Here is an 18875-nt window from a genome sequence, read left to right as displayed (position 1 = left end):
AATTTTACTTCAGTTAGTCACTCTTCAAGACTTGATATTTTTTTGCATCCAAAGATGCTGGATATCGTCTTGTGAGTGCCCACACAGATTGTCTGATAAATTGTTAAAGAGCATCGCCAGAGATAATTCTCATCGGCGCGGGCTGCGTATACTACGCCTTTCGCCCGGAGAGTCAAGCGTTTATTTCGCTTTCCTCTCGCTGACCCGGCGGCTTGTCAGTCGTTGTTCCCGGTCAGTGGAGGCGCATTATAGGGAGTTCTCAGAACGCCGCAACCCCTAATTTAAAAAAACTTTTCAACTGCCTTCTTTTTCAACAAAACGCTGCTCAAGGCAGCGTTTTTGTCGCTTTTCATACTAAAGCTGGCGGAATTCCTGGGCAAAACGTTCGACCTCACGCCAATCTGTATACTCTACTTCTTTACTGCTATCCGTTTCTCCCCCCGTCATACGCATAATGAACTGAATCATAATACGGTCGAACCAGCGGTAACGCGGATAACGCAGCGCACCGGCAAAGACTGCGCACTGTTTGGGTTGCCACGGCGAAGCGAGCAGGAACTTACGCGTATAAGGGTTAGTTTGCGGCGAACGTTTGTCCGGCTTGCGCGCCGTCAGATTGACGGAGAAGAAAGCGCTCGACATATGGTTCAAACGTTCGGCATGGCGTTTTACAAACTTATCCAACGCAGGATGAAAATGCCCGTAGCGAATCGAGGCGCCAATCATGATGCGTTGATACTGCCCAAGGTCGATGCTTTCCGCCTGAAGCAGGTCAACCACATCGCAGCACATCGCCTCTTGCAGCTTACTCGCAATATAAGAGGCAATGGCGTGAGTCTGCCCATCGCGACTCGAATAGAGAATCAGTGCCTTCATGGCGTTACTCCTTATCCAGGATCATTCACGCCAGAAGGTCGGCGTAAACAGAACCAGCAGTGTGAAAACTTCAAGGCGCCCGAACAGCATCGTCAACACCAGTATCCACTTCGCCGGCGGCGGCATGGTCGTAAAGTTATCGGCGACAACTCCCAGGCCGGGGCCCAGGTTGTTCAGCGTAGCGGTCACGGCAGCAAAGGCGGAGAAATCATCCACGCCGGTGGCGATAATCGCCAGCATGCTGACAATAAACACCAGCGCGTAAGCAGAGAAGAAACCCCATACTGCTTCTAATATACGTTCGGGCAACGCGCGGTTACCCAGCTTAATGGTATACACCGCATTGGGGTGCACCAGTCTTTTTAGTTCTCGCGAGCCCTGTAGATACAGCAGCAAGATACGGATCACCTTCAGGCCGCCGCCGGTGGAACCGGCGCAGCCGCCGATAAAGGCGGAGCACAGCAGCAGCATCGGCAGGAACAACGGCCATTTGGCAATGCTGTCGGTGGTAAAGCCTGCCGTCGTCGCCATGGAAACTACCTGGAAAAACGCCTGATTGATCGTTTCCATACCCGACTGATAGACGCCGTGTCCCCACAGGATCACCGAACACACCACCACCAGCGTCAATTGCACAAAGATAAACATGCGGAATTCAGGATCGCGCCAATAGACCTTCAGGCTGCGGCCGCTCAATAGCGCAAAGTGCAGGCCGTAGTTACAGCCGGAGATCAACAGGAATACGGCGATAATGGTGTTAATCGTCGGACTGGCGTAATAGCCGATGCTGGCGTCGTGGGTAGAGAAACCGCCAATGGCGATGGTGGAAAAGCTGTGGCCAATGGCGTCAAACGCCGACATCCCTGCTCCCCACAGCGCCAGCGCACAGGCCACGGTCAGCAGCACATAAATCAGCCATAGGGTTTTCGCCGTTTCCGCAATCCTTGGGCGCATTTTATTGTCTTTCAGCGGCCCAGGCATTTCTGCACGGTACAGCTGCATCCCGCCGACGCCGAGGATAGGCAAAATAGCCACCGCCAGCACGATGATCCCCATCCCGCCCATCCACTGCAGCATCTGCCGGTAGAACAAAATGGCTTTAGGCAGCGAATCCAGCCCCACCAGCGTGGTGGCGCCGGTGGTGGTCAGGCCGGAAAAGGATTCGAAAAACGCATCGGTAAGCGAAAGATTGGGCCGCTCGGAGAACAGAAATGGCAACGCCCCCACGCTGCCCAGCACCGTCCAGAACAGCACCACGATCAGAAACCCTTCGCGCGGCTTCAGCTCATGCTTTTGCTTACGGTTCGGCCACCACAGCAGCAGGCCGATAGTTAGGGCAACAAAGAAGGTCTGCGTAAATGCCCGCCCCGCGCCATCGCGGTAAATCAACGCCACCAGTCCGGGGAGGAACATTGTCCCGGAGAATAAGATGACCAATACACCTACGATACGGGTTATGGCGCGAAAATGCATTTCACACGATCCTTAGCAATTTAATTGGAGGGAATTATTGCGAAATGGGGGTTAATTGCAAATTACCGCGACTCAGATCACGTAATTTATTCCCAAAGGCCACGGTTTCCGTTGCCGGCAGGGCCAGATGCAGTATGACATCCGCACCGTATTCGCCGTGCAGAATCCGTCCTTCCATTTGCTGCAGCAGATTCTCAACCAACGCCAGCTGCGCATAGTCGCATTGCAAAGTATATTCCAACTGCGGCACTTTGCTGACCAGCGGCAGCTGCTTTAACGCCTGCTGCACCCCGCTGCCATAGGCTTTGACCAAACCGCCGGTGCCTAATTTGATCCCGCCGTAGTAGCGGACCACCACCGCGGTAATTTCCCCCACGCCGCTGCCCATCAACTGGGCCAGGATCGGCTTACCCGCCGTGCCGGAGGGCTCGCCGTCGTCAGAAAAACCCAGCTGCTGCGAATCCCCCGGCGCACCGGCGACAAAGGCCCAGCAGTGATGCCGGGCCGTGGGATGTTCCTCTTTGACCTGCTGAATAAATGCTTTGGCAGCATCAACACCGCAGGTCGGCGCCAGTATCGTAATAAAGCGGCTTTTCTTTATCTCCTCACTGACGCTGACGCCGTCGGCAGGAACCGGGTATGCCTCCATCACGCCAAATGAAGATCGCGCGTCATGTTTTCCACCCGCTTGTCATGAATCACGACGTTATCTTCAATACGGATGCCGCCGTAAGCCTTCATCATATCAATGCGCTCCCAGGCAAAGTGCTTGGCGAACTCGCCGCTACGCCACGGCGCCAGCAGAGACTCGATAAAATACAGCCCCGGCTCAATGGTCAGCACCATGCCCGGTTGCAACACCCGCGTACAGCGCAGGAACGGATACTTGGCCGGCGCCGCCAGGTGGGTGCCGTTTTCATCCTGCATAAAGCCGGCGGCGTCATGCACCTGCAAACCCAGCGGGTGACCCAAACCGTGCGGCAGGAACGGGCAGGTAAGACCCTGCTCAACCATCGCCTCTTCGCTGATGTCATTCACCAGACGGTGTTTCTTCAACAGGCCGGCCAAACGCTGGTGCATCTGCACATGGTAATCGGTATAACGCACGCCGGGCTTCAGCGTATCGATCAACGCCAGCTGTTCAGCGTTGAGATCCTTAATCAGCGCGGCGAAGTCGCTGTCTCCGTCCGCCGCATAGGTTCGCGTCAAATCCGCCGCGTAGCCGTTATATTCCGCCCCGGCATCGATCAGGAAGCTGCGCATGTCGGACGGCGGCTGATGGTCAAGCGTGGTGTAATGCAGTACGGCGGCGTGTTCATTCAGCGCCACGATATTGCCGTAAGGCACGTCGGTGTCGCGGTGGCCGGTCGCGGTCAGGTAGGCCTGATTGATATCGAACTCGCTCATGCCGGACAGGAAGGCTTCACGTGCGGCCTTATGCCCCGTCACCGCCGTTTTCTGCGCGGCGCGCATGCAGGCCTGCTCATAACCGGTTTTAATCGACCGGTGGAAATCAAGGTAGTTCAGCACCGCCTGCGGATTGATATTGTCTGCGGCAATGCCCAGTTCCCGCGCCCGCTGCTGAGCGTAGCCAATATAGCCGACGCGCTCGCGCTGCGCGGGCAGAAGCTGGCCGATATCGCCGGCATTGGCCAACGGTATCAACTCGACAGACTGCGTCCAGAAACTATTCGGTAAAGGCTCGACGCTGTGCCAATAGTCTACCGGCGAGTAGAACCACAGCTTCGGCTTGTTAACGCCATCAATCCACAACCAGCAGTTCGGCACCGACGTCACCGGCACCCACGCTTTAAAATGCGCGTTGACCTTGAACGGATAGTGGTGATCATCCTGAAATACCCGCAACAACTCACCGGAATGAATCAGCAGCGCGTCCAGTTTATTGCGCGCCAACACGTCGCGCGCGCGGTTTTGCAGTTCATTCAGATGTTCGTTATACAAAGAAGCCAGCGTTTCCATCACAGTACCTTTATGCCCTTAGAACGGAATACGCCATCTTAACACACTGATTACGCACTCCAACCCCGCCACCTCAGGCATGCGAAACGCCTCGCAAACTGTTAACCATGCCGATCCGGCCAGATAAACCATCGCTATGGCCATCGGTGAAAAAACGATACTGCATCAGCCAGATGCACTAAAGCACATAAAATATAATAACTATAAAAATCAATTAAATATGATTATTCCTTGTGATCGGCGCAGCAAAAAATCAATTTCTGATTTGCATATTTTTAACATTAAAACCACACTCACTTTCATCTGGTCATACCAGATCATACGCGCTGATTCAGGAGATAGACATGCTCTACCAAGGCGAAACATTACAACTGCACGAGCTCGAGAACGGTATCGCCGAGCTGGTGTTTGATGCCCCAGGCTCGGTCAACAAGCTGGATACCCGTACCGTTGCCGCGCTGGGCGAAGCGCTCGACGTCCTGGAGAAACATGCCGGGCTGAAAGGGCTGCTGCTGCGTTCCAACAAAAACGCATTTATCGTCGGTGCCGATATCACCGAATTCCTGTCACTGTTCGCCGCCCCGGCGGAAAAACTGCAGCATTGGCTGGCCTACGCCAATTCTATTTTCAACCGCCTGGAAGATTTACCGGTGCCGACCATTTCCGCTATTAACGGCTATGCGCTGGGCGGCGGTTGCGAATGCGTGCTGGCGACAGACTTCCGCGTGGCAACGCCGGATGCGCGCATTGGCCTGCCGGAAACCAAACTCGGCATCATGCCGGGCTTCGGCGGCTCAGTACGTCTACCGCGTCTGCTCGGCAACGACAGCGCATTGGAAATTATTGCCGCCGGTAAAGACATCGGCGCTAAAGAGGCGCTGAAAGTCGGCCTGGTCGATGCGGTCGTCGCGCCGGAAAAACTGGCGGACGCCGCGCGGCAGATGTTGCAGCAGGCCATCGACGGACAGTTGGACTGGCGCGCCAGCCGCCAGCCGAAGCTGGAGCCGCTGAAGCTCAGCCCGATTGAAGCAGCGATGAGCTTTACCACCGCCAAAGGCATGGTGCTGCAAACCGCCGGCAAACACTACCCGGCGCCGATGACCGCGGTGAAAACCATTGAAGCCGCCGCCAAACTGGGGCGCGATGAAGCCCTGAAGCTGGAGACCGCCAGCTTTGTGCCGCTGGCGCGTTCCAATGAAGCGCGGGCCTTGGTCGGCATCTTCCTCAACGACCAGTTTGTGAAAGGTCAGGCGAAAAAACTGGCGAAAGACCATGCCGCGCCGAAGCAGGCCGCAGTGCTGGGCGCCGGCATTATGGGCGGCGGCATCGCCTATCAGTCCGCATTAAAAGGCGTGCCGGTGCTGATGAAGGATATCAGTGAGAAATCGCTGACGCTCGGCATGGGCGAAGCCGCCAAACTGCTGAACAAACAGCTGGAGCGCGGCAAGCTCGACGGCATGAAAATGGCCGGCGTGCTGGCAACCATTCAGCCAACGCTGGACTACGCCGGGATCGAACGCGCCCAGGTGATCGTCGAAGCGGTGGTGGAGAATCCGAAGGTCAAAGCCGCGGTGCTGAGCGAAGTGGAAAGCCTGATCGGCGAAGAAACGGTGCTGGCCTCCAACACCTCGACCATTCCGATCAATGAGCTGGCAAAATCGCTGCAGCGCCCGCAAAACTTTTGCGGTATGCACTTCTTTAACCCGGTGCACCGTATGCCGCTGGTAGAAATTATCCGCGGCGAGCGCACCAGCGACGACACCATTGCCGCCGTAGTGGCCTACGCGTCACGCATGGGGAAAACGCCGATCGTGGTCAATGACTGCCCGGGCTTCTTCGTCAACCGCGTGCTGTTCCCTTACTTTGCCGGCTTCAGCCTGCTGCTGCGGGACGGCGCCGATTTCCGTCAGGTCGATAAAGTGATGGAAAAACAGTTCGGCTGGCCAATGGGCCCGGCCTATCTGCTGGACGTGGTCGGCATCGATACCGCACATCACGCCCAGGCGGTGATGGCCGCCGGCTTCCCTGAACGCATGGGCAAAGATTACCGTGACGCGGTCGACGTGATGTTCGACAACCAGCGTTTCGGCCAGAAAAATCAGCTGGGGTTCTACCGCTATAGCCAGGATAACAAAGGCAGACCGCGTAAAGAGAACGATGAACAAACCGATACGCTGCTGGCGGAAGTCAGCCAGCCGCGGCAAAACATCAGCGCCGAAGAAACCATCGCGCGCATGATGATTCCGATGATTAACGAAGTGGTGCGCTGTCTGGAAGAAGGCATCATCGCCAGCCCGGCGGAAGCCGATATGGCGCTGGTTTACGGCATCGGTTTCCCGCCGTTCCACGGCGGCGTATTCCGCTACCTGGATACCATGGGCACGGCCCATTACGTTGAAATGGCGCAGCGTTACGCACATCTGGGCGCGCTGTACCAGGTCCCGGCCGGCCTGCGCGCCAAAGCCGAACGTAATGAAAGCTACTACCCGGTGACGGCGCCGATCGCGGATGTCTCCACTGGCCAACCGGCATGAGGTCATAAAGATGGAAAACGTAGTTATTGTTGACGCCGTCCGTACGCCGATGGGCCGCTCAAAAGGCGGCGCCTTCCGTCAGGTACGCGCCGAGGATCTGTCCGCCCACCTGATGCGTACGCTGCTCAGCCGCAATCCGGCGCTGGAACCCAGCGCGATTGATGATATTTACTGGGGCTGCGTACAGCAGACGCTGGAACAGGGCTTTAACGTGGCGCGCAACGCCGCGCTGCTGGCGGAAATTCCCCATACGGTGCCCGCCGTTACCGTTAACCGCCTGTGCGGTTCCTCCATGCAGGCGCTGCACGACGCCGCACGCGCCATTATGGTCGGCGATGCGCAGGTCAGCCTGATCGGCGGCGTCGAACATATGGGCCACGTGCCGATGAACCACGGCGTGGACTTCCACCCCGGCCTCAGCCGCTCGGTCGCCAAGGCTGCCGGCATGATGGGGCTGACCGCAGAAATGCTGGCCAAGATGCATGATATCAGCCGCCAGATGCAGGATGAGTTCGCCGCACGCTCACACCAGCGCGCCTATGCCGCCACGCAGGCCGGCCATTTTAAAGCGGAGATCGTCGCCACCACCGGTCACGATGCCGATGGCGTCCTGACGCGCTACGACTTTGATGAAGTGATCCGTCCGGAAACCACGGTGGAAAGCCTGGCCGCACTGCGTCCGGCCTTCGATCCACTGAACGGCACGGTGACCGCCGGCAGTTCCTCCGCCCTGTCGGACGGCGCTTCCGCCATGCTGCTGATGAGCGAATCGCACGCCAAGGCCTTGGGGCTGAAAGCGCGTGCACGCATCCGCTCGATGGCGGTAGTGGGCTGCGATCCGTCCATCATGGGCTACGGCCCGGTGCCTGCCAGCCGACTGGCGCTCAAGCGCGCCGGGTTGACCACGCAGGACATCGATCTGTTCGAACTGAATGAGGCCTTCGCCGCGCAGTCGCTGCCCTGCATCAAGGATCTGGGGCTGCTGGATAGCCTGGACGATAAGGTCAACCTGAACGGCGGCGCCATTGCGCTTGGTCACCCGCTGGGCTGCTCCGGTTCACGTATCTCCACTACCCTGCTGAACCTGATGGAACGGCGCGACGCGCAGTTTGGCCTGGCCACCATGTGCATCGGCCTGGGCCAAGGCATCGCCACCGTGTTCGAACGCGTATAACACACCCTTTGCCGGCCCGCCGGGCCGGCAGCTCAGTTTAGTTGCCGTGTTTCCCGCCTGTCAGGGGCGGGTTTTTTCTTCCCGTCGTTTCACCGGCAAAAAAATAGGGCGACTTACGCCACCCCTGGTTACGACCCGTACCGCATCCCGCTTAGATAAACGAGAAAGCATCGCCAAACATGCGCGAGGCCTGCGCACCGCGCTCTGCGCAGAAGCGCTCGCGGGCGATTTTCGCCATCTCGAAACGCCCGGCGATATAAATATCGTGCTCGGCCAGCGAACCGTAATCCTGCAGCACCGCACTCAATACCGTGCCGCTGCGGCCGCGCCATTCAGGGTCCGGCTGCTCCACCACCGGGATCACCTTCAGATTCGGATGCTGCAGCGACAGCGCTTCCAGCTCACTCAGATCGTACAGATGCTGCAGTTCACGGCCGCCCCAGTAAATCGCAATATCGCGATCCGGCTGCTGTTCCAGCGCGGTCAGCAAAATGGAACGTGCGTACGAGAAGCCGGTTCCGCCGGCGATCAGCACCAGCGGACGGCTGCCGTCCTCACGCAGCCAGGCGTCGCCATGCGGCACATCGACGGTAATCGCCTGCTCTTTCAAAATACGGTCCATCACCGCCATGGCGTACAGGTTCAGCTCAGAAGCGCCAATGTGCAGCTCAATATATTCCTGCTGCGACGGCGTGGAGGCCAGTGAGAACGGACGCTTGTCGCGCTCGTCCATCACCACCATCAAATATTGTCCGGCCTTGAATGAAAACGGTGCTTCCGGCACCAAACGTACCCGATAAACGGTATCGGTAATGGCCTCTACGGAGGTCACTTTACAGCTCAATATTGTCATGCGTTCCCTCTGTCGGGTCATCAATGCAAAACTGAGAACAGGGCGCTGACGCTACAACGTCGGCTCCCTGTCACTGAAGATTGCGAGTTCGTCCCAGATCTCATCGATGCGCGCACGCACCTTTTCATCCATCACGATCGGACGACCCCACTCGCGCTGGGTTTCCCCCGGCCATTTATTGGTGGCGTCCAGCCCCATCTTCGAACCCAGCCCGGAAACCGGCGAGGCGAAGTCCAGATAGTCGATCGGCGTATTTTCCACCATCACGGTATCCCTTGCCGGATCCATGCGTGTGGTAATCGCCCAAATCACATCATTCCAGTCACGCGCGTTGACGTCGTCATCGCAAACAATCACGAACTTGGTGTACATAAACTGACGCAGGAACGACCAAACGCCCATCATCACACGTTTGGCATGGCCCGGATACTGCTTCTTGATGGTGACTACCGCCAGGCGGTAGGAGCAGCCTTCCGGCGGCAGATAGAAGTCGACGATTTCCGGGAACTGTTTTTGCAGAATCGGCACAAAGACTTCATTCAACGCCACGCCCAACACCGCCGGCTCATCCGGCGGACGGCCAGTATAGGTGGAATGGTAAATGGCGTCACGACGCTGCGTCACATGTGTAACGGTGAATACCGGGAAATGGTCGATTTCATTGTAGTAACCGGTATGGTCGCCGTATGGCCCTTCCGGCGCCATTTCTCCCGGCTCAATATAGCCTTCGAGCACGATTTCCGCGCTGGCGGGCACTTCCAGATCGTTGGAAATACATTTGACGACTTCGGTTTTATTACCACGCAGCAGCCCGGCGAAGGCGTATTCGGACAGTGTATCCGGCACCGGCGTCACCGCGCCAAGGATGGTGGCTGGGTCAGCCCCCAGCGCCACGGATACCGGGAAGCGCTCGCCGGGGTGCGCCTGACACCACTCCTGGTAATCCAGCGCGCCGCCGCGGTGCGACAGCCAGCGCATAATCACCTTGTTCTTGCCCAGCACCTGCTGACGGTAAATCCCCAGGTTCTGACGCTCTTTCTCCGGCCCGCGGGTCACGGTCAGCCCCCAGGTAATCAGCGGTGCGGCGTCTTCCGGCCAGCAATGCATCACCGGAATGCGGCCAAGATCGACATCCTCACCCTGCCACACCTGTTCCTGACAGGGCGCCGATCCCAGGACTTTGGTCGGCATGTTCAGCACCTGCTTGAACTTCGGCATCTTGTCGAACAGATCGCGGAAGCCCTTCGGCGGCTCAGGCTCTTTCAGAAACGCCAGCAGCTTGCCCACGTCGCGCAACGCGCTGACGTCTTCCTGGCCCATGCCCATCGCCACACGGTTTGCCGTGCCGAACAGATTGCACAGCACCGGCATGTCATAGCCTTTCGGGTTTTCAAACAGCAGCGCCGGGCCGCCCGCACGCAGGGTGCGATCGGCAATTTCCGTCATTTCCAGATAGGGATCGATAGGCTGGCTGATGCGTTTTAGTTCCCCTCTCTTTTCCAGCAACGAGAGGAAATCGCGTAAGTCACGGTATTTCATACTGTTCATTATAACGGCCAGTGAGGCGGGCATTATAAGCCCTCTTCACGGTTGATGCTGCAATTTTGTTAAACAGCGCCGCGGCGCTGTCAGTGACAGTCGAACGGCACCAGCGCCTGCAGCGCCAGCGTATCCTGATGTTCCTGCGTCGCCGTGTTATGGCGAAACAGCTTGTACCCTTGGCCGCGCGCGCTGATATAGCTCAGCGTATTGTCGCGGACGTGCAGCAGACTGCCTTCGCGCAGCGCCACGACGGATTCGCTCGGGTTGACCGCACAGAACTCGGCCAGGCGTTCATCGCGCGTTTCCCCCATATGGCCGCTGATATGCGCATCGATATAGTGCGGATTAATCTGCAGCGGGAACAGCCCTAACGACGGCAGCACGACGCTGTTGCGTACCGGCATATCATTGGTGGTACGAATACTCGGCGTCGCAACATTGCAGCCAGCGCTCCAGCCGACGTACGGCACATGACGTTCACGCACCGCGCGCTGAATGGGGACGATCAGGCCATTTTCATGCAGCAGCTGGTTCAACAGCCAGCTGTTGCCGCCGCTGATCAGAATGCACTCCGCCTGTTCAACCGCTGCCGCCGGCGAAGCCGCGTGGTGAATGCTGGAGACGGGAATGCCCAGCGTCTGCGTCAGCTCCCGCGCGCGTTCATCGTAATCGCTGCGGATCAGCGCGTAAGGGATCAGCAGCGCAGAGGTGAGACGCCGGCGGGCAACCATCTCCAGCAGAGGCTCTTTGGCGTAGCCCAGCAGTTCCGCCTCGCCGGAAAGCTTACCGTTGCTCAGTAGAAATAGTTCCATTGCTGTCCCTTATCTTCAGAAGGATGAATAACATCACATAGACGCTCGCTGCGCTTTGCCATACTGCTCACGGTAACAAATTTTGTGCCCCCAGTTATACCCGGGCACGGCAGATATGTGTATGACAGCACGCCAAATGCTGCCGATTAAGCACGATCTGCGCCAGCGAGACTGGGTTTTCTCCGATTAACCCCGTTTCACTATTGTGGGGCTTGGCCTAGGTATCCGTAATGGCTTTTGCTATGCTTAACGGCTGACAGAAAGGCATGTGAAATTATGGAATCTTGGTATTTACTCTATTGTAAACGCGGCCAGCTCTTGCGGGCACAGGAACACCTGGAACGGCAGGCGGTGGGCTGTTTTAGCCCGATCATCGCGCTGGAAAAGATTGTGCGCGGCAAGCGCACCACGGTGAATGAACCGCTGTTTCCCAACTACCTGTTTGTGGCGTTCGATCCTGAGCGGATCCACACCACGACCATCAGCGCGACGCGCGGCGTCAGCCACTTTGTCCGCTTTGGTTCGCTGCCAACAACCATTCCACATACGGTTATCGAAGAGCTGCGCACCCATACCAGCGACACCTATGTTGACCCGGAAACGCCGCAGCCGGGCGATACCGTGCTGATTACCGACGGCGTGTTCGAAGGTCTGCAGGCCATTTATACCGAGCCGGACGGCGAAGCACGCTCGATGCTGCTGCTGAACCTGATTAACAAACAGGTGACGCAAAGCCTGGATAACAAGCAGTTTGAAAAGATGTAAACAAGGCGCCTGAGGTTGATGACAAAGTGGTCTGAGAGTCCGAGATACTCGGGCCTAGCGTAACGAGGGGTACTATGGGACACATCCCTGCGTCCCACTCTACGAGCCAACCTTACGGTTGTTCAAATTTGCTCCCGGCAAATTTGTCCGGCGGCTTCCGCCGCTACGACCCCATCACCACGCTCTCCCTAATAACAGGCTTTGTCAGCAGTCTGAGGCGCCGCAGGGCGCCTTTTTATCTTCCATCGGGCAGCCAATCAGCGCCGCATTGCTTCATCATGCAGCCACTGGGCCACGCGCTTGGCGAAATAGGTCAGCACGCCATCGGCGCCGGCGCGTTTGAAGCACATCAGCGACTCCATAATCGCCGGTTGCTCCTGCAGCCAACCGTTCTGGATCGCCGCCATATGCATCGCATACTCGCCGGACACCTGATAGGCGAACGTCGGCACGCCAAAGTTATCCTTCACGCGGCGCACCACGTCCAGATACGGCATACCCGGCTTCACCATCACCATATCCGCCCCTTCCTGCAGATCCTGCGCAATTTCCTGCAGCGCTTCGTCGCTATTGGCCGGATCCATCTGATAGGTTTTCTTGTTGCCGCCCTTCAGGTTGCCGCTGGAACCCAGCGCATCGCGGAACGGGCCGTAATAGCAGGAAGCATACTTGGCAGAGTAGGCCATAATCTGCGTATTGATCAGCCCCTGCTGCTCCAGGCTGTCGCGAATGGCGCCGATGCGCCCGTCCATCATATCGCTCGGGGCGACAATTTCCGCGCCGGCTTCCGCATGCGACAGCGCCTGACGCACCAAAATCTCTTTGGTGACGTCGTTAATCACATAGCCGTCGTTATCAATCACGCCGTCCTGACCGTGCGTGGTATAGGGATCCAGCGCCACATCGGTCAGGATGCCCAGCTCAGGCACCGCATCCTTCAGCGCGCGCACCGTGCGCTGCACCAGACCATCAGGGTTATAGGCTTCTTCCGCATGCAGGGATTTCTGCGCGGAATCAATCACCGGGAACAGCGAAATCACCGGCACGCCAAGTTTGGCAATGGCTTCCGCCTCTTTAACCAGCAGGTCGATGGACATCCGCGCCACGCCCGGCATGGAGCTGACCTCCTCCCGACGTTGGCTGCCTTCCATCACGAAAACCGGATAAATCAAATCGTTAACGCTCAGCTGGTTTTCAGCCACCAGGCGACGGCTGAAATCATGGCGACGCACGCGACGCATGCGACGCCCCGGGAAAGTGCCCGGAAACGCATAGCTCATACTCTTCTCCTGACTCATGCCAGCCGGAATAACCGGCGGGCGTTACGATCGGTTTCCTGCGCCAGCCACTGCGGATCTTCCTGGCGCCAGGTAGCCACCTGACGGACGATGTGGGGCAGAAAACAGGGTTCATTACGACGCGAAGCAGGTTTGGGCTGCAAATCCCGCGGCAACAGATACGGCGCGTCGGTTTCCAGCAGCAGCCGGTCGGCAGGAATGTTCGGCAGCAGCGCGCGCAGTTCCAGGCCGCGACGCTCATCGCAGACCCAGCCGGTAATGCCGACGGACAACCCCAGCGACAGACAGCTCGCCAGCTCCTCCGCATTACCGGTAAAGCAGTGCACGACGGCGGCGGGCAGTTTATCCAGCCAGGGTTTCAGCAACGCGACAAAGCGTTCATGCGCATCCCGGCAGTGTAAAAATACCGGCAGCTCCAGCTCTGCCGCCAGCGCCAGCTGCGCGCTGAACGCCGCCTCCTGCTCCTGCGGCGTAGAAAAGTTGCGGTTAAAATCCAGCCCGCACTCGCCGATGGCCACGACTTCCTCTCTAGCGGCCAACGCGCCTATCTGCTGCGCAACCTCGTCGCTCCAGCCGCTGGCCTGATGCGGATGCACGCCCGCGGTGGACCAGCAGAACCCGCGGTGATGCTGCGCCAGCGCGCTGGCCGCCTCACTCTCCGACAGGTCGGTGCCGGTAATCAGCATCCCCGTGACGCCGGCTTCTCGGGCGCGCTCAACCACCTGAGCGGCATCTTTGGCAAACTGCGAACTGGTCAGGTTAACACCGATATCAAACATGGCTTTTCCAAAACAGAAGCCGCCCATCTGGGCGGCTTGGCGATAACGATAAGGAGAACTCAGGACGTCGGGTGCTCTTCACCCTCATCCTCTTCTTCCGGCTGCGGCCGCCGCTTACCAACGTAGAAGCGGGCAAAGAAGATGCCGACTTCAAACAGCAGGTACATCGGGATAGCCAGCAGCGTCTGCGAGAACACATCCGGCGGCGTCAGCAGCATCCCCACCACAAAGGCGCCAACCAGCACGTAGGGACGCTTCTTCTTCAGGTCTTCCGGCGAGGTGACGCCGCTCCAGCACAGCAGAATAATCGCGACCGGCACCTCAAACGCCACGCCAAACGCCATAAACAGCGCCATGACAAAATCGAGATAGTTATTGATGTCGGTAGCAATCAGTACGCCGGCCGGCGCGGTTTTGGCAAAGAAGCCGAACGCCAGCGGGAACACGATAAAGTAGGCAAACGCCATCCCCAGATAGAACAGGACGCTGCTGGAAAACAGCAGCGGCATCATCAGACGGCGCTCATGCTTATACAGCGCCGGCGCGATAAAGGCCCAGACCTGGTACAGGATGACCGGCGCCGATACGAACACCGAGACAATCATCGTCAGTTTGATCGGGGTAAAGAAAGGCGAGGCCACGTCGGTGGCGATCATGCTTGCCCCGGCCGGCAGCTGCTTGATGAGCGGTGCAGAAACCAGCTGATAAATATCATTGGCAAAAAATACCAACGCAATAAAGATCACCAGCACGCTGATGATGGAGTTCAACAGCCGCTTACGCAGTTCAATCAGATGGCTGATAAGCGGTTGGGTATCTTCCACTGCCATGTTTTAACGGTCGCCATTAGGTGAGTGAGACGCTGGGGTATGCTCCGCAGCGGACGTGACGGGAGCCTTAGCTACGCTCGGCGCCGCGGCGACAGGCTCCTGCGCCGGTGCTTCCGCGGCCGGCGGCGTGGTTTTCGCGACGGCTGCCGGCGCGACGCCGTTCGCCGCCTCGCCGGTGATCACGTCGTCGTGCGCCGCCTCGGGTTCGTCGGTCCGTGGATTATGGATAGTGTTGGCATCGGCATCGGGCTGATACGAACGCTTCAGCGAGTCGGCCGCCTCTTTCAGCTCGTCCATCGACGCCTTCAGCTCCGGCGTCAGGTTCTGCAGGCCGGCCTTCTCCGCTTTCTTCAGGCTGTCCTGCAGCTCCTGCAGCTTCAGCTCCTGAGAAAGTTCGTTTTGCACCGACGCCGCCAGAGAGCGCAGCGCACGGATCCAGCCCGCAACCGTTCTTACCGCGACCGGCAACCGTTTCGGCCCCAGCACCACCAGACCAATCACCAGTACCAGCAGCAGCTCACTAAACCCAATGTCAAACACGGTTTATACCTGCTCTTTGTTCTTCGACTCTTCAGTTTTCGCTTCCGGCTGCTTATCCGCGATAGGCTTAGCCGTAAAGTCAGCGTCATGGCTGGTTTTTTCTGTCGTGTTGGTTGGCGAGGTGTTGTTGTCGTCGCCAATCGCCTTTTTGAAGCCCTTGATGGATGCGCCGAGATCGGAGCCCAGCGTACGGAGCTTATTGGTGCCAAACAGCAGCACCACGATCACCGCGATGATCAACAATTGCCAAATACTAATACCGCCCATTCCAATTACCTCTAGATTTACAGGGGTTATTCAACGTTGCCGCATTATACGGCAACTGTTAACCGGGTTACGAGTTCCCCGTCGACTTTTACATTGCGCTGACAGACGCCTATGAGGCCGACGAAAAACAGATTCAACTCGCGCGCTTCCAGCCCACGATCCAGGCGACGATCCCTCCGGCCATCATCCAGGCCGGCAGTACCTCGGTACCGCCCAGCAACAGAACGGAGCCGCCTACTAACAGTGTAGCGCCAACGCCGAACAAATACCGCGACTGCCCTTGCCGAACGCGCTGCGCCTGCATCTGATGGGTCAGCTTATCAACGCTTTGTTGCAACAGTTTATGCTGCTGCAGGCTATCATAAAATAATTCCGGCAGTTCAGGCAGCTTCTCCGCCCAGAACGGCGCCTTGTCTTTCAGGGCGCGGATCACCGCAGGAATGCCGACCTGGTCGCGCAGCCAGCTTTCCAGGAAGGGTTTCGCCGTGGTCCACAGGTCCAGCTGCGGATAAAGCTGCCGCCCCAGGCCTTCAACGTACAGCAGGGTCTTCTGCAACAGCACCAGCTGCGGCTGCACTTCCATATTGAAACGGCGCGCGGTGTTAAACAAGTTCAACAGCACGTTGCCGAATGAAATCTCCGCCAGCGGCTTTTCAAAAATCGGCTCGCACACGGTGCGGATGGCAAATTCAAAGTCTTCCACGTTGGTATCGCGCGGCACCCAGCCGGAATCAACGTGCAGCTCCGCCACCTTGCGGTAATCGCGATTGAAGAAGGCGATAAAGTTTTCCGCCAGATAACGTTTGTCGTCTTTGTTCAGCGAGCCGACGATCCCGCAGTCAATGCCGATATAGCGGGGATCTTCCGGATGCTCATAGCTGACAAAGATATTGCCCGGGTGCATATCGGCATGGAAGAAGCTATCGCGGAACACCTGAGTGAAGAACACCTGCACGCCGCGCTCGGCCAGCAGTTTCATATTGGTGCCCTGCGCTTCCAGCGTCGGAATATCCGACACCGGTATACCGTAGATACGCTCCATCACCAGCAGGCTCTCGCGGCAGTAATCGGAATAGACCTCCGGCACGTACAGCATCGGGCTGCCGTCGAAATTACGCCGCAGCTGAATGGCGTTCGCCGCTTCACGCAGCAGGTTCAGCTCGTCCAGCAGGGTCTTCTCGTACTCGCGCACCACTTCACGCGGGCGCAGACGGCGGCCGTCCGGCAACAGCTTCGGCACCCAGCCGGCCAGGCGGTACATCAGGCGCACGTCGGCCTTGATAATCGGTCCGATATCCGGCCGGATCACCTTCAGCACCACTTCCTTCCCGGTGGTTTTCAGGCGGGCGGTATGCACCTGCGCAATCGATGCCGAGGCCAGAGGTTGTTGTTCAAAGTCGTCAAACCACTCTTCCAGCGGCCCGCCCAGCGCCAGCTCGATATGCTTGCGCGCCAGCGCGCCGTCAAACGGCGCGACGCGGTCCTGCAACAGCGTCAGCTGGTCGGCAATGTGCGGTGGAAACAGATCGCGGCGCGTCGACATCATCTGGCCGAACTTGATCCATACCGGGCCCAGCTCCTGCAATGCCAGACGCAGACGCTCGCCCAGCGGCTGATCCTTGTGCTTGTTCGGCATCCAGAACAGCAGACGCCGGCCAAAGCGCAGCGGCAGGGTCAGACGCATTTTAGGGATCAACTCATCCAGGCCGTAGCTAAGAAAAACGCGAACGATAAAGTACAGGCGGCGTAATTCGCCAGGGGTCATCGCTTACCCTCCAACTTGTCCATGCGAGCCAACAGGGATTCCAGACTGCGGGCTGCGGCGTCCACCTCTTCGTTGAACCACACCACTTCCAGCGGCCCCGGCGCAACGCGCCACTCTTCGGTCAGCGTTTCCGCCACGTAGCGCTGCTGACGCTGCAGGCCGGACTTCAGCAGACAGGCGCCTTTGCCCATCACCTGAGTAATGCCCTGTGCGGCAATATCGCCGACGTAGGGCGCCAGCCACTCCGCCGGATCCCACTCCGCCAAATCAAGCAGCCCAACCAGCTGTTGCACCACCTGGATATCGCCCTCGACAATCAGCTCGCCGCTGCGCATCAACGGCGACAGCTGCTGGCGATCGCGCAGCTTGAGCAGCACCGGGATGCGCGTCTGCACCGTGCAATCGGCATCGTCTTCGGATTGCCCCAGCACGTCGACCCGCTGTTCGCTGAAAATCAGCACCAGCGGCGCAGAAAACTCCTGCAGCTCAATCCGCAGCACCTTGCCGGCCAAGCGCTGACGCGCGGCCTTCATGCTGCGATCACGGAACAGCAGGCTATTGAGCGACGTTTCCAACACGCCGGTCAGCAGCGGGGTTAACAGCATCGGCATGTCCATATCAGAACTTAAAGCCCCGGTGCAGCGCGACGATGCCGCCGGTCAGGTTGAAGTAGCTGACGTTGTCAAAGCCGGCATTCTGCATCATGCCTTTCAGGGTGTCCTGATCGGGATGCATGCGGATGGACTCCGCCAGATAGCGGTAGCTATCCGGGTCTTTCACCACCAGCTCGCCGATTTTTGGCAGCACGTGGAAGGAGTAGGCGTCGTAGGCCTTGCTCAGCGGCGCCAGCAGCGGCTTGGAAAACTCCAGCACCAGCAGACGGCCGCCCGGCTTCAGCACGCGAAACATCGAACGCAGCGCCTTGTCCTTATCGGTGACGTTGCGCAGGCCGAAAGAGATGGTGATGCAGTCGAAATAGTTATCCGGGAACGGCAGCGCTTCAGCATTGGCCTGCACGTAGTTGATGTTGCCGACGATGCCGCGGTCACGCAGCTTATCGCGCCCCATCTTCAGCATAGATTCGTTGATATCCGCCAGCACCACCTGCCCCTGTTCCCCGACCATGCGAGAGAACTTGGCGGCCAGATCGCCGGTGCCGCCGGCCAGATCCAGAACGCGCTGACCGCGGCGTACGCCGCTGCAATCAATGGTAAAACGCTTCCAGACCCGATGAATGCCGAATGACATCAGGTCATTCATTACGTCATATTTGGCCGCTACCGAGTGAAAAACATCGGCCACCATGGCCTGTTTTTCTTCACGCGCTACGGTACGAAAACCGAAATCTGTGGTTTCCTGCGATTGATCTGCCATTGTCTTGCCTGCT

At 58.2% G+C, this 18875-nt stretch carries 18 protein-coding genes; 3 read left to right on the top strand and 15 right to left on the bottom strand.

All coding sequences use genetic code 11. The features are described from left to right. Positions 1–354: 354 nt before the first annotated feature. From hemG to pepQ, 4 genes are read right to left on the bottom strand one after another with little or no spacing between them, the layout of a single operon-like run. A complete protein-coding gene (gene hemG / locus I6G83_RS08275; protein WP_054306811.1) occupies positions 355–876 on the bottom strand; it encodes a menaquinone-dependent protoporphyrinogen IX dehydrogenase in 522 nt (173 codons plus the stop codon). A 21-nt stretch (positions 877–897) separates the two neighbouring features. Then, positions 898–2349: a Trk system potassium transporter TrkH gene (gene trkH / locus I6G83_RS08270; RefSeq protein ID WP_054306812.1), complete on the bottom strand. Its 1452-nt coding sequence runs from the start codon at positions 2347–2349 to the stop codon at positions 898–900. A gap of 34 nt (positions 2350–2383) precedes the next feature. Continuing rightward, a complete protein-coding gene (locus I6G83_RS08265; RefSeq protein ID WP_054306813.1) occupies positions 2384–2998 on the bottom strand; it encodes an IMPACT family protein in 615 nt (204 codons plus the stop codon). Then, positions 2998–4329 carry a Xaa-Pro dipeptidase gene (gene pepQ, locus I6G83_RS08260; RefSeq protein WP_015344212.1) on the bottom strand — a complete coding sequence of 444 codons (1332 nt, stop codon included), beginning with the start codon at positions 4327–4329 and terminating at the stop codon, positions 2998–3000. Before pepQ ends, I6G83_RS08265 begins: the two co-directional genes overlap by 1 nt. A gap of 344 nt (positions 4330–4673) precedes the next feature. Between pepQ and fadB the strand changes: the two genes are divergently transcribed. Both fadB and fadA read left to right on the top strand, forming a co-directional pair. Continuing rightward, positions 4674–6863 carry a fatty acid oxidation complex subunit alpha FadB gene (fadB, locus tag I6G83_RS08255; RefSeq protein WP_015344211.1) on the top strand — a complete coding sequence of 730 codons (2190 nt, stop codon included), beginning with the start codon at positions 4674–4676 and terminating at the stop codon, positions 6861–6863. A gap of 10 nt (positions 6864–6873) precedes the next feature. Beyond that, a complete protein-coding gene (gene fadA / locus I6G83_RS08250; protein WP_015344210.1) occupies positions 6874–8037 on the top strand; it encodes an acetyl-CoA C-acyltransferase FadA in 1164 nt (387 codons plus the stop codon). Positions 8038–8188: 151 nt separating this feature from the next. On the opposite strand, the gene fre is transcribed toward fadA, so the two are convergent. The 3 genes from fre to pepE form a co-directional block, all read right to left on the bottom strand. After that, complete coding sequence (fre, locus tag I6G83_RS08245) at positions 8189–8890, bottom strand: NAD(P)H-flavin reductase (RefSeq protein ID WP_015344208.1); 702 nt, start codon at positions 8888–8890, stop codon at positions 8189–8191. Between the two features lie 51 nt (positions 8891–8941). Further along, complete coding sequence (gene ubiD / locus I6G83_RS08240) at positions 8942–10438, bottom strand: 4-hydroxy-3-polyprenylbenzoate decarboxylase (RefSeq protein ID WP_099050008.1); 1497 nt, start codon at positions 10436–10438, stop codon at positions 8942–8944. 80 nt (positions 10439–10518) lie between these two features. Continuing rightward, positions 10519–11244, bottom strand: a complete 726-nt coding sequence (gene pepE / locus I6G83_RS08235) for a dipeptidase PepE (RefSeq protein ID WP_054306815.1) — start codon at positions 11242–11244, stop codon at positions 10519–10521. A 276-nt stretch (positions 11245–11520) separates the two neighbouring features. Between pepE and rfaH the strand changes: the two genes are divergently transcribed. Then, positions 11521–12009, top strand: coding sequence for a transcription/translation regulatory transformer protein RfaH (gene rfaH / locus I6G83_RS08230; protein ID WP_054306816.1), 489 nt, complete (start codon positions 11521–11523; stop codon positions 12007–12009). Between the two features lie 257 nt (positions 12010–12266). Here rfaH and hemB read toward each other — a convergent pair whose 3' ends face one another. From hemB to ubiE, 8 genes are all read right to left on the bottom strand, one after another. Beyond that, the gene (gene hemB / locus I6G83_RS08225; RefSeq protein ID WP_054306750.1) at positions 12267–13289 is read right to left on the bottom strand and encodes a porphobilinogen synthase; all 1023 of its coding nucleotides are present in this window, start codon (positions 13287–13289) and stop codon (positions 12267–12269) included. Between the two features lie 14 nt (positions 13290–13303). Beyond that, positions 13304–14086 carry a 3'-5' ssDNA/RNA exonuclease TatD gene (tatD, locus tag I6G83_RS08220; protein ID WP_054306763.1) on the bottom strand — a complete coding sequence of 261 codons (783 nt, stop codon included), beginning with the start codon at positions 14084–14086 and terminating at the stop codon, positions 13304–13306. Positions 14087–14145: 59 nt separating this feature from the next. Continuing rightward, positions 14146–14916 carry a Sec-independent protein translocase subunit TatC gene (gene tatC, locus I6G83_RS08215; RefSeq protein ID WP_015344202.1) on the bottom strand — a complete coding sequence of 257 codons (771 nt, stop codon included), beginning with the start codon at positions 14914–14916 and terminating at the stop codon, positions 14146–14148. A 3-nt stretch (positions 14917–14919) separates the two neighbouring features. Then, positions 14920–15456 (bottom strand): Sec-independent protein translocase protein TatB, encoded by a 537-nt coding sequence (gene tatB, locus I6G83_RS08210; RefSeq protein ID WP_054306751.1) that lies wholly within the window; start codon positions 15454–15456, stop codon positions 14920–14922. A gap of 3 nt (positions 15457–15459) precedes the next feature. Continuing rightward, positions 15460–15723: a Sec-independent protein translocase subunit TatA gene (gene tatA, locus I6G83_RS08205; RefSeq protein ID WP_015344200.1), complete on the bottom strand. Its 264-nt coding sequence runs from the start codon at positions 15721–15723 to the stop codon at positions 15460–15462. Positions 15724–15856: 133 nt separating this feature from the next. Continuing rightward, the gene (gene ubiB, locus I6G83_RS08200) at positions 15857–17488 is read right to left on the bottom strand and encodes a ubiquinone biosynthesis regulatory protein kinase UbiB (protein WP_015344199.1); all 1632 of its coding nucleotides are present in this window, start codon (positions 17486–17488) and stop codon (positions 15857–15859) included. Beyond that, the gene (ubiJ, locus tag I6G83_RS08195; RefSeq protein ID WP_015344198.1) at positions 17485–18093 is read right to left on the bottom strand and encodes a ubiquinone biosynthesis protein UbiJ; all 609 of its coding nucleotides are present in this window, start codon (positions 18091–18093) and stop codon (positions 17485–17487) included. Before ubiJ ends, ubiB begins: the two co-directional genes overlap by 4 nt. A 13-nt stretch (positions 18094–18106) precedes the next feature. After that, entirely contained in the window at positions 18107–18862 is a 756-nt protein-coding gene (gene ubiE / locus I6G83_RS08190) for a bifunctional demethylmenaquinone methyltransferase/2-methoxy-6-polyprenyl-1,4-benzoquinol methylase UbiE (RefSeq protein ID WP_015344197.1), read from the bottom strand. Positions 18863–18875: the final 13 nt, after the last annotated feature.

It is taken from the genome of Serratia rubidaea (assembly GCF_016026735.1).
In the GTDB taxonomy this organism is placed as follows: Bacteria; Pseudomonadota; Gammaproteobacteria; order Enterobacterales; family Enterobacteriaceae; genus Serratia_B; species Serratia_B rubidaea.
This window is presented reverse-complemented; position numbering and strand designations above follow the sequence as displayed.

Excerpts from the sequence above, each read along its gene's own strand:
- hemG (WP_054306811.1), bottom strand. The coding sequence starts at position 876 with ATGAAGGCACTGATTCTCTATTCGAGTCGCGATGGGCAGACTCACGCC.
- trkH (WP_054306812.1), bottom strand. The coding sequence starts at position 2,349 with ATGCATTTTCGCGCCATAACCCGTATCGTAGGTGTATTGGTCATCTTA.
- I6G83_RS08265 (WP_054306813.1), bottom strand. The coding sequence starts at position 2,998 with ATGGAGGCATACCCGGTTCCTGCCGACGGCGTCAGCGTCAGTGAGGAG.
- pepQ (WP_015344212.1), bottom strand. The coding sequence starts at position 4,329 with ATGGAAACGCTGGCTTCTTTGTATAACGAACATCTGAATGAACTGCAA.
- fadB (WP_015344211.1), top strand. The coding sequence starts at position 4,674 with ATGCTCTACCAAGGCGAAACATTACAACTGCACGAGCTCGAGAACGGT.
- fadA (WP_015344210.1), top strand. The coding sequence starts at position 6,874 with ATGGAAAACGTAGTTATTGTTGACGCCGTCCGTACGCCGATGGGCCGC.
- fre (WP_015344208.1), bottom strand. The coding sequence starts at position 8,890 with ATGACAATATTGAGCTGTAAAGTGACCTCCGTAGAGGCCATTACCGAT.
- ubiD (WP_099050008.1), bottom strand. The coding sequence starts at position 10,438 with ATGAACAGTATGAAATACCGTGACTTACGCGATTTCCTCTCGTTGCTG.
- pepE (WP_054306815.1), bottom strand. The coding sequence starts at position 11,244 with ATGGAACTATTTCTACTGAGCAACGGTAAGCTTTCCGGCGAGGCGGAA.
- rfaH (WP_054306816.1), top strand. The coding sequence starts at position 11,521 with ATGGAATCTTGGTATTTACTCTATTGTAAACGCGGCCAGCTCTTGCGG.
- hemB (WP_054306750.1), bottom strand. The coding sequence starts at position 13,289 with ATGAGCTATGCGTTTCCGGGCACTTTCCCGGGGCGTCGCATGCGTCGC.
- tatD (WP_054306763.1), bottom strand. The coding sequence starts at position 14,086 with ATGTTTGATATCGGTGTTAACCTGACCAGTTCGCAGTTTGCCAAAGAT.
- tatC (WP_015344202.1), bottom strand. The coding sequence starts at position 14,916 with ATGGCAGTGGAAGATACCCAACCGCTTATCAGCCATCTGATTGAACTG.
- tatA (WP_015344200.1), bottom strand. The coding sequence starts at position 15,723 with ATGGGCGGTATTAGTATTTGGCAATTGTTGATCATCGCGGTGATCGTG.
- ubiB (WP_015344199.1), bottom strand. The coding sequence starts at position 17,488 with ATGACCCCTGGCGAATTACGCCGCCTGTACTTTATCGTTCGCGTTTTT.
- ubiJ (WP_015344198.1), bottom strand. The coding sequence starts at position 18,093 with ATGCTGTTAACCCCGCTGCTGACCGGCGTGTTGGAAACGTCGCTCAAT.
- ubiE (WP_015344197.1), bottom strand. The coding sequence starts at position 18,862 with ATGGCAGATCAATCGCAGGAAACCACAGATTTCGGTTTTCGTACCGTA.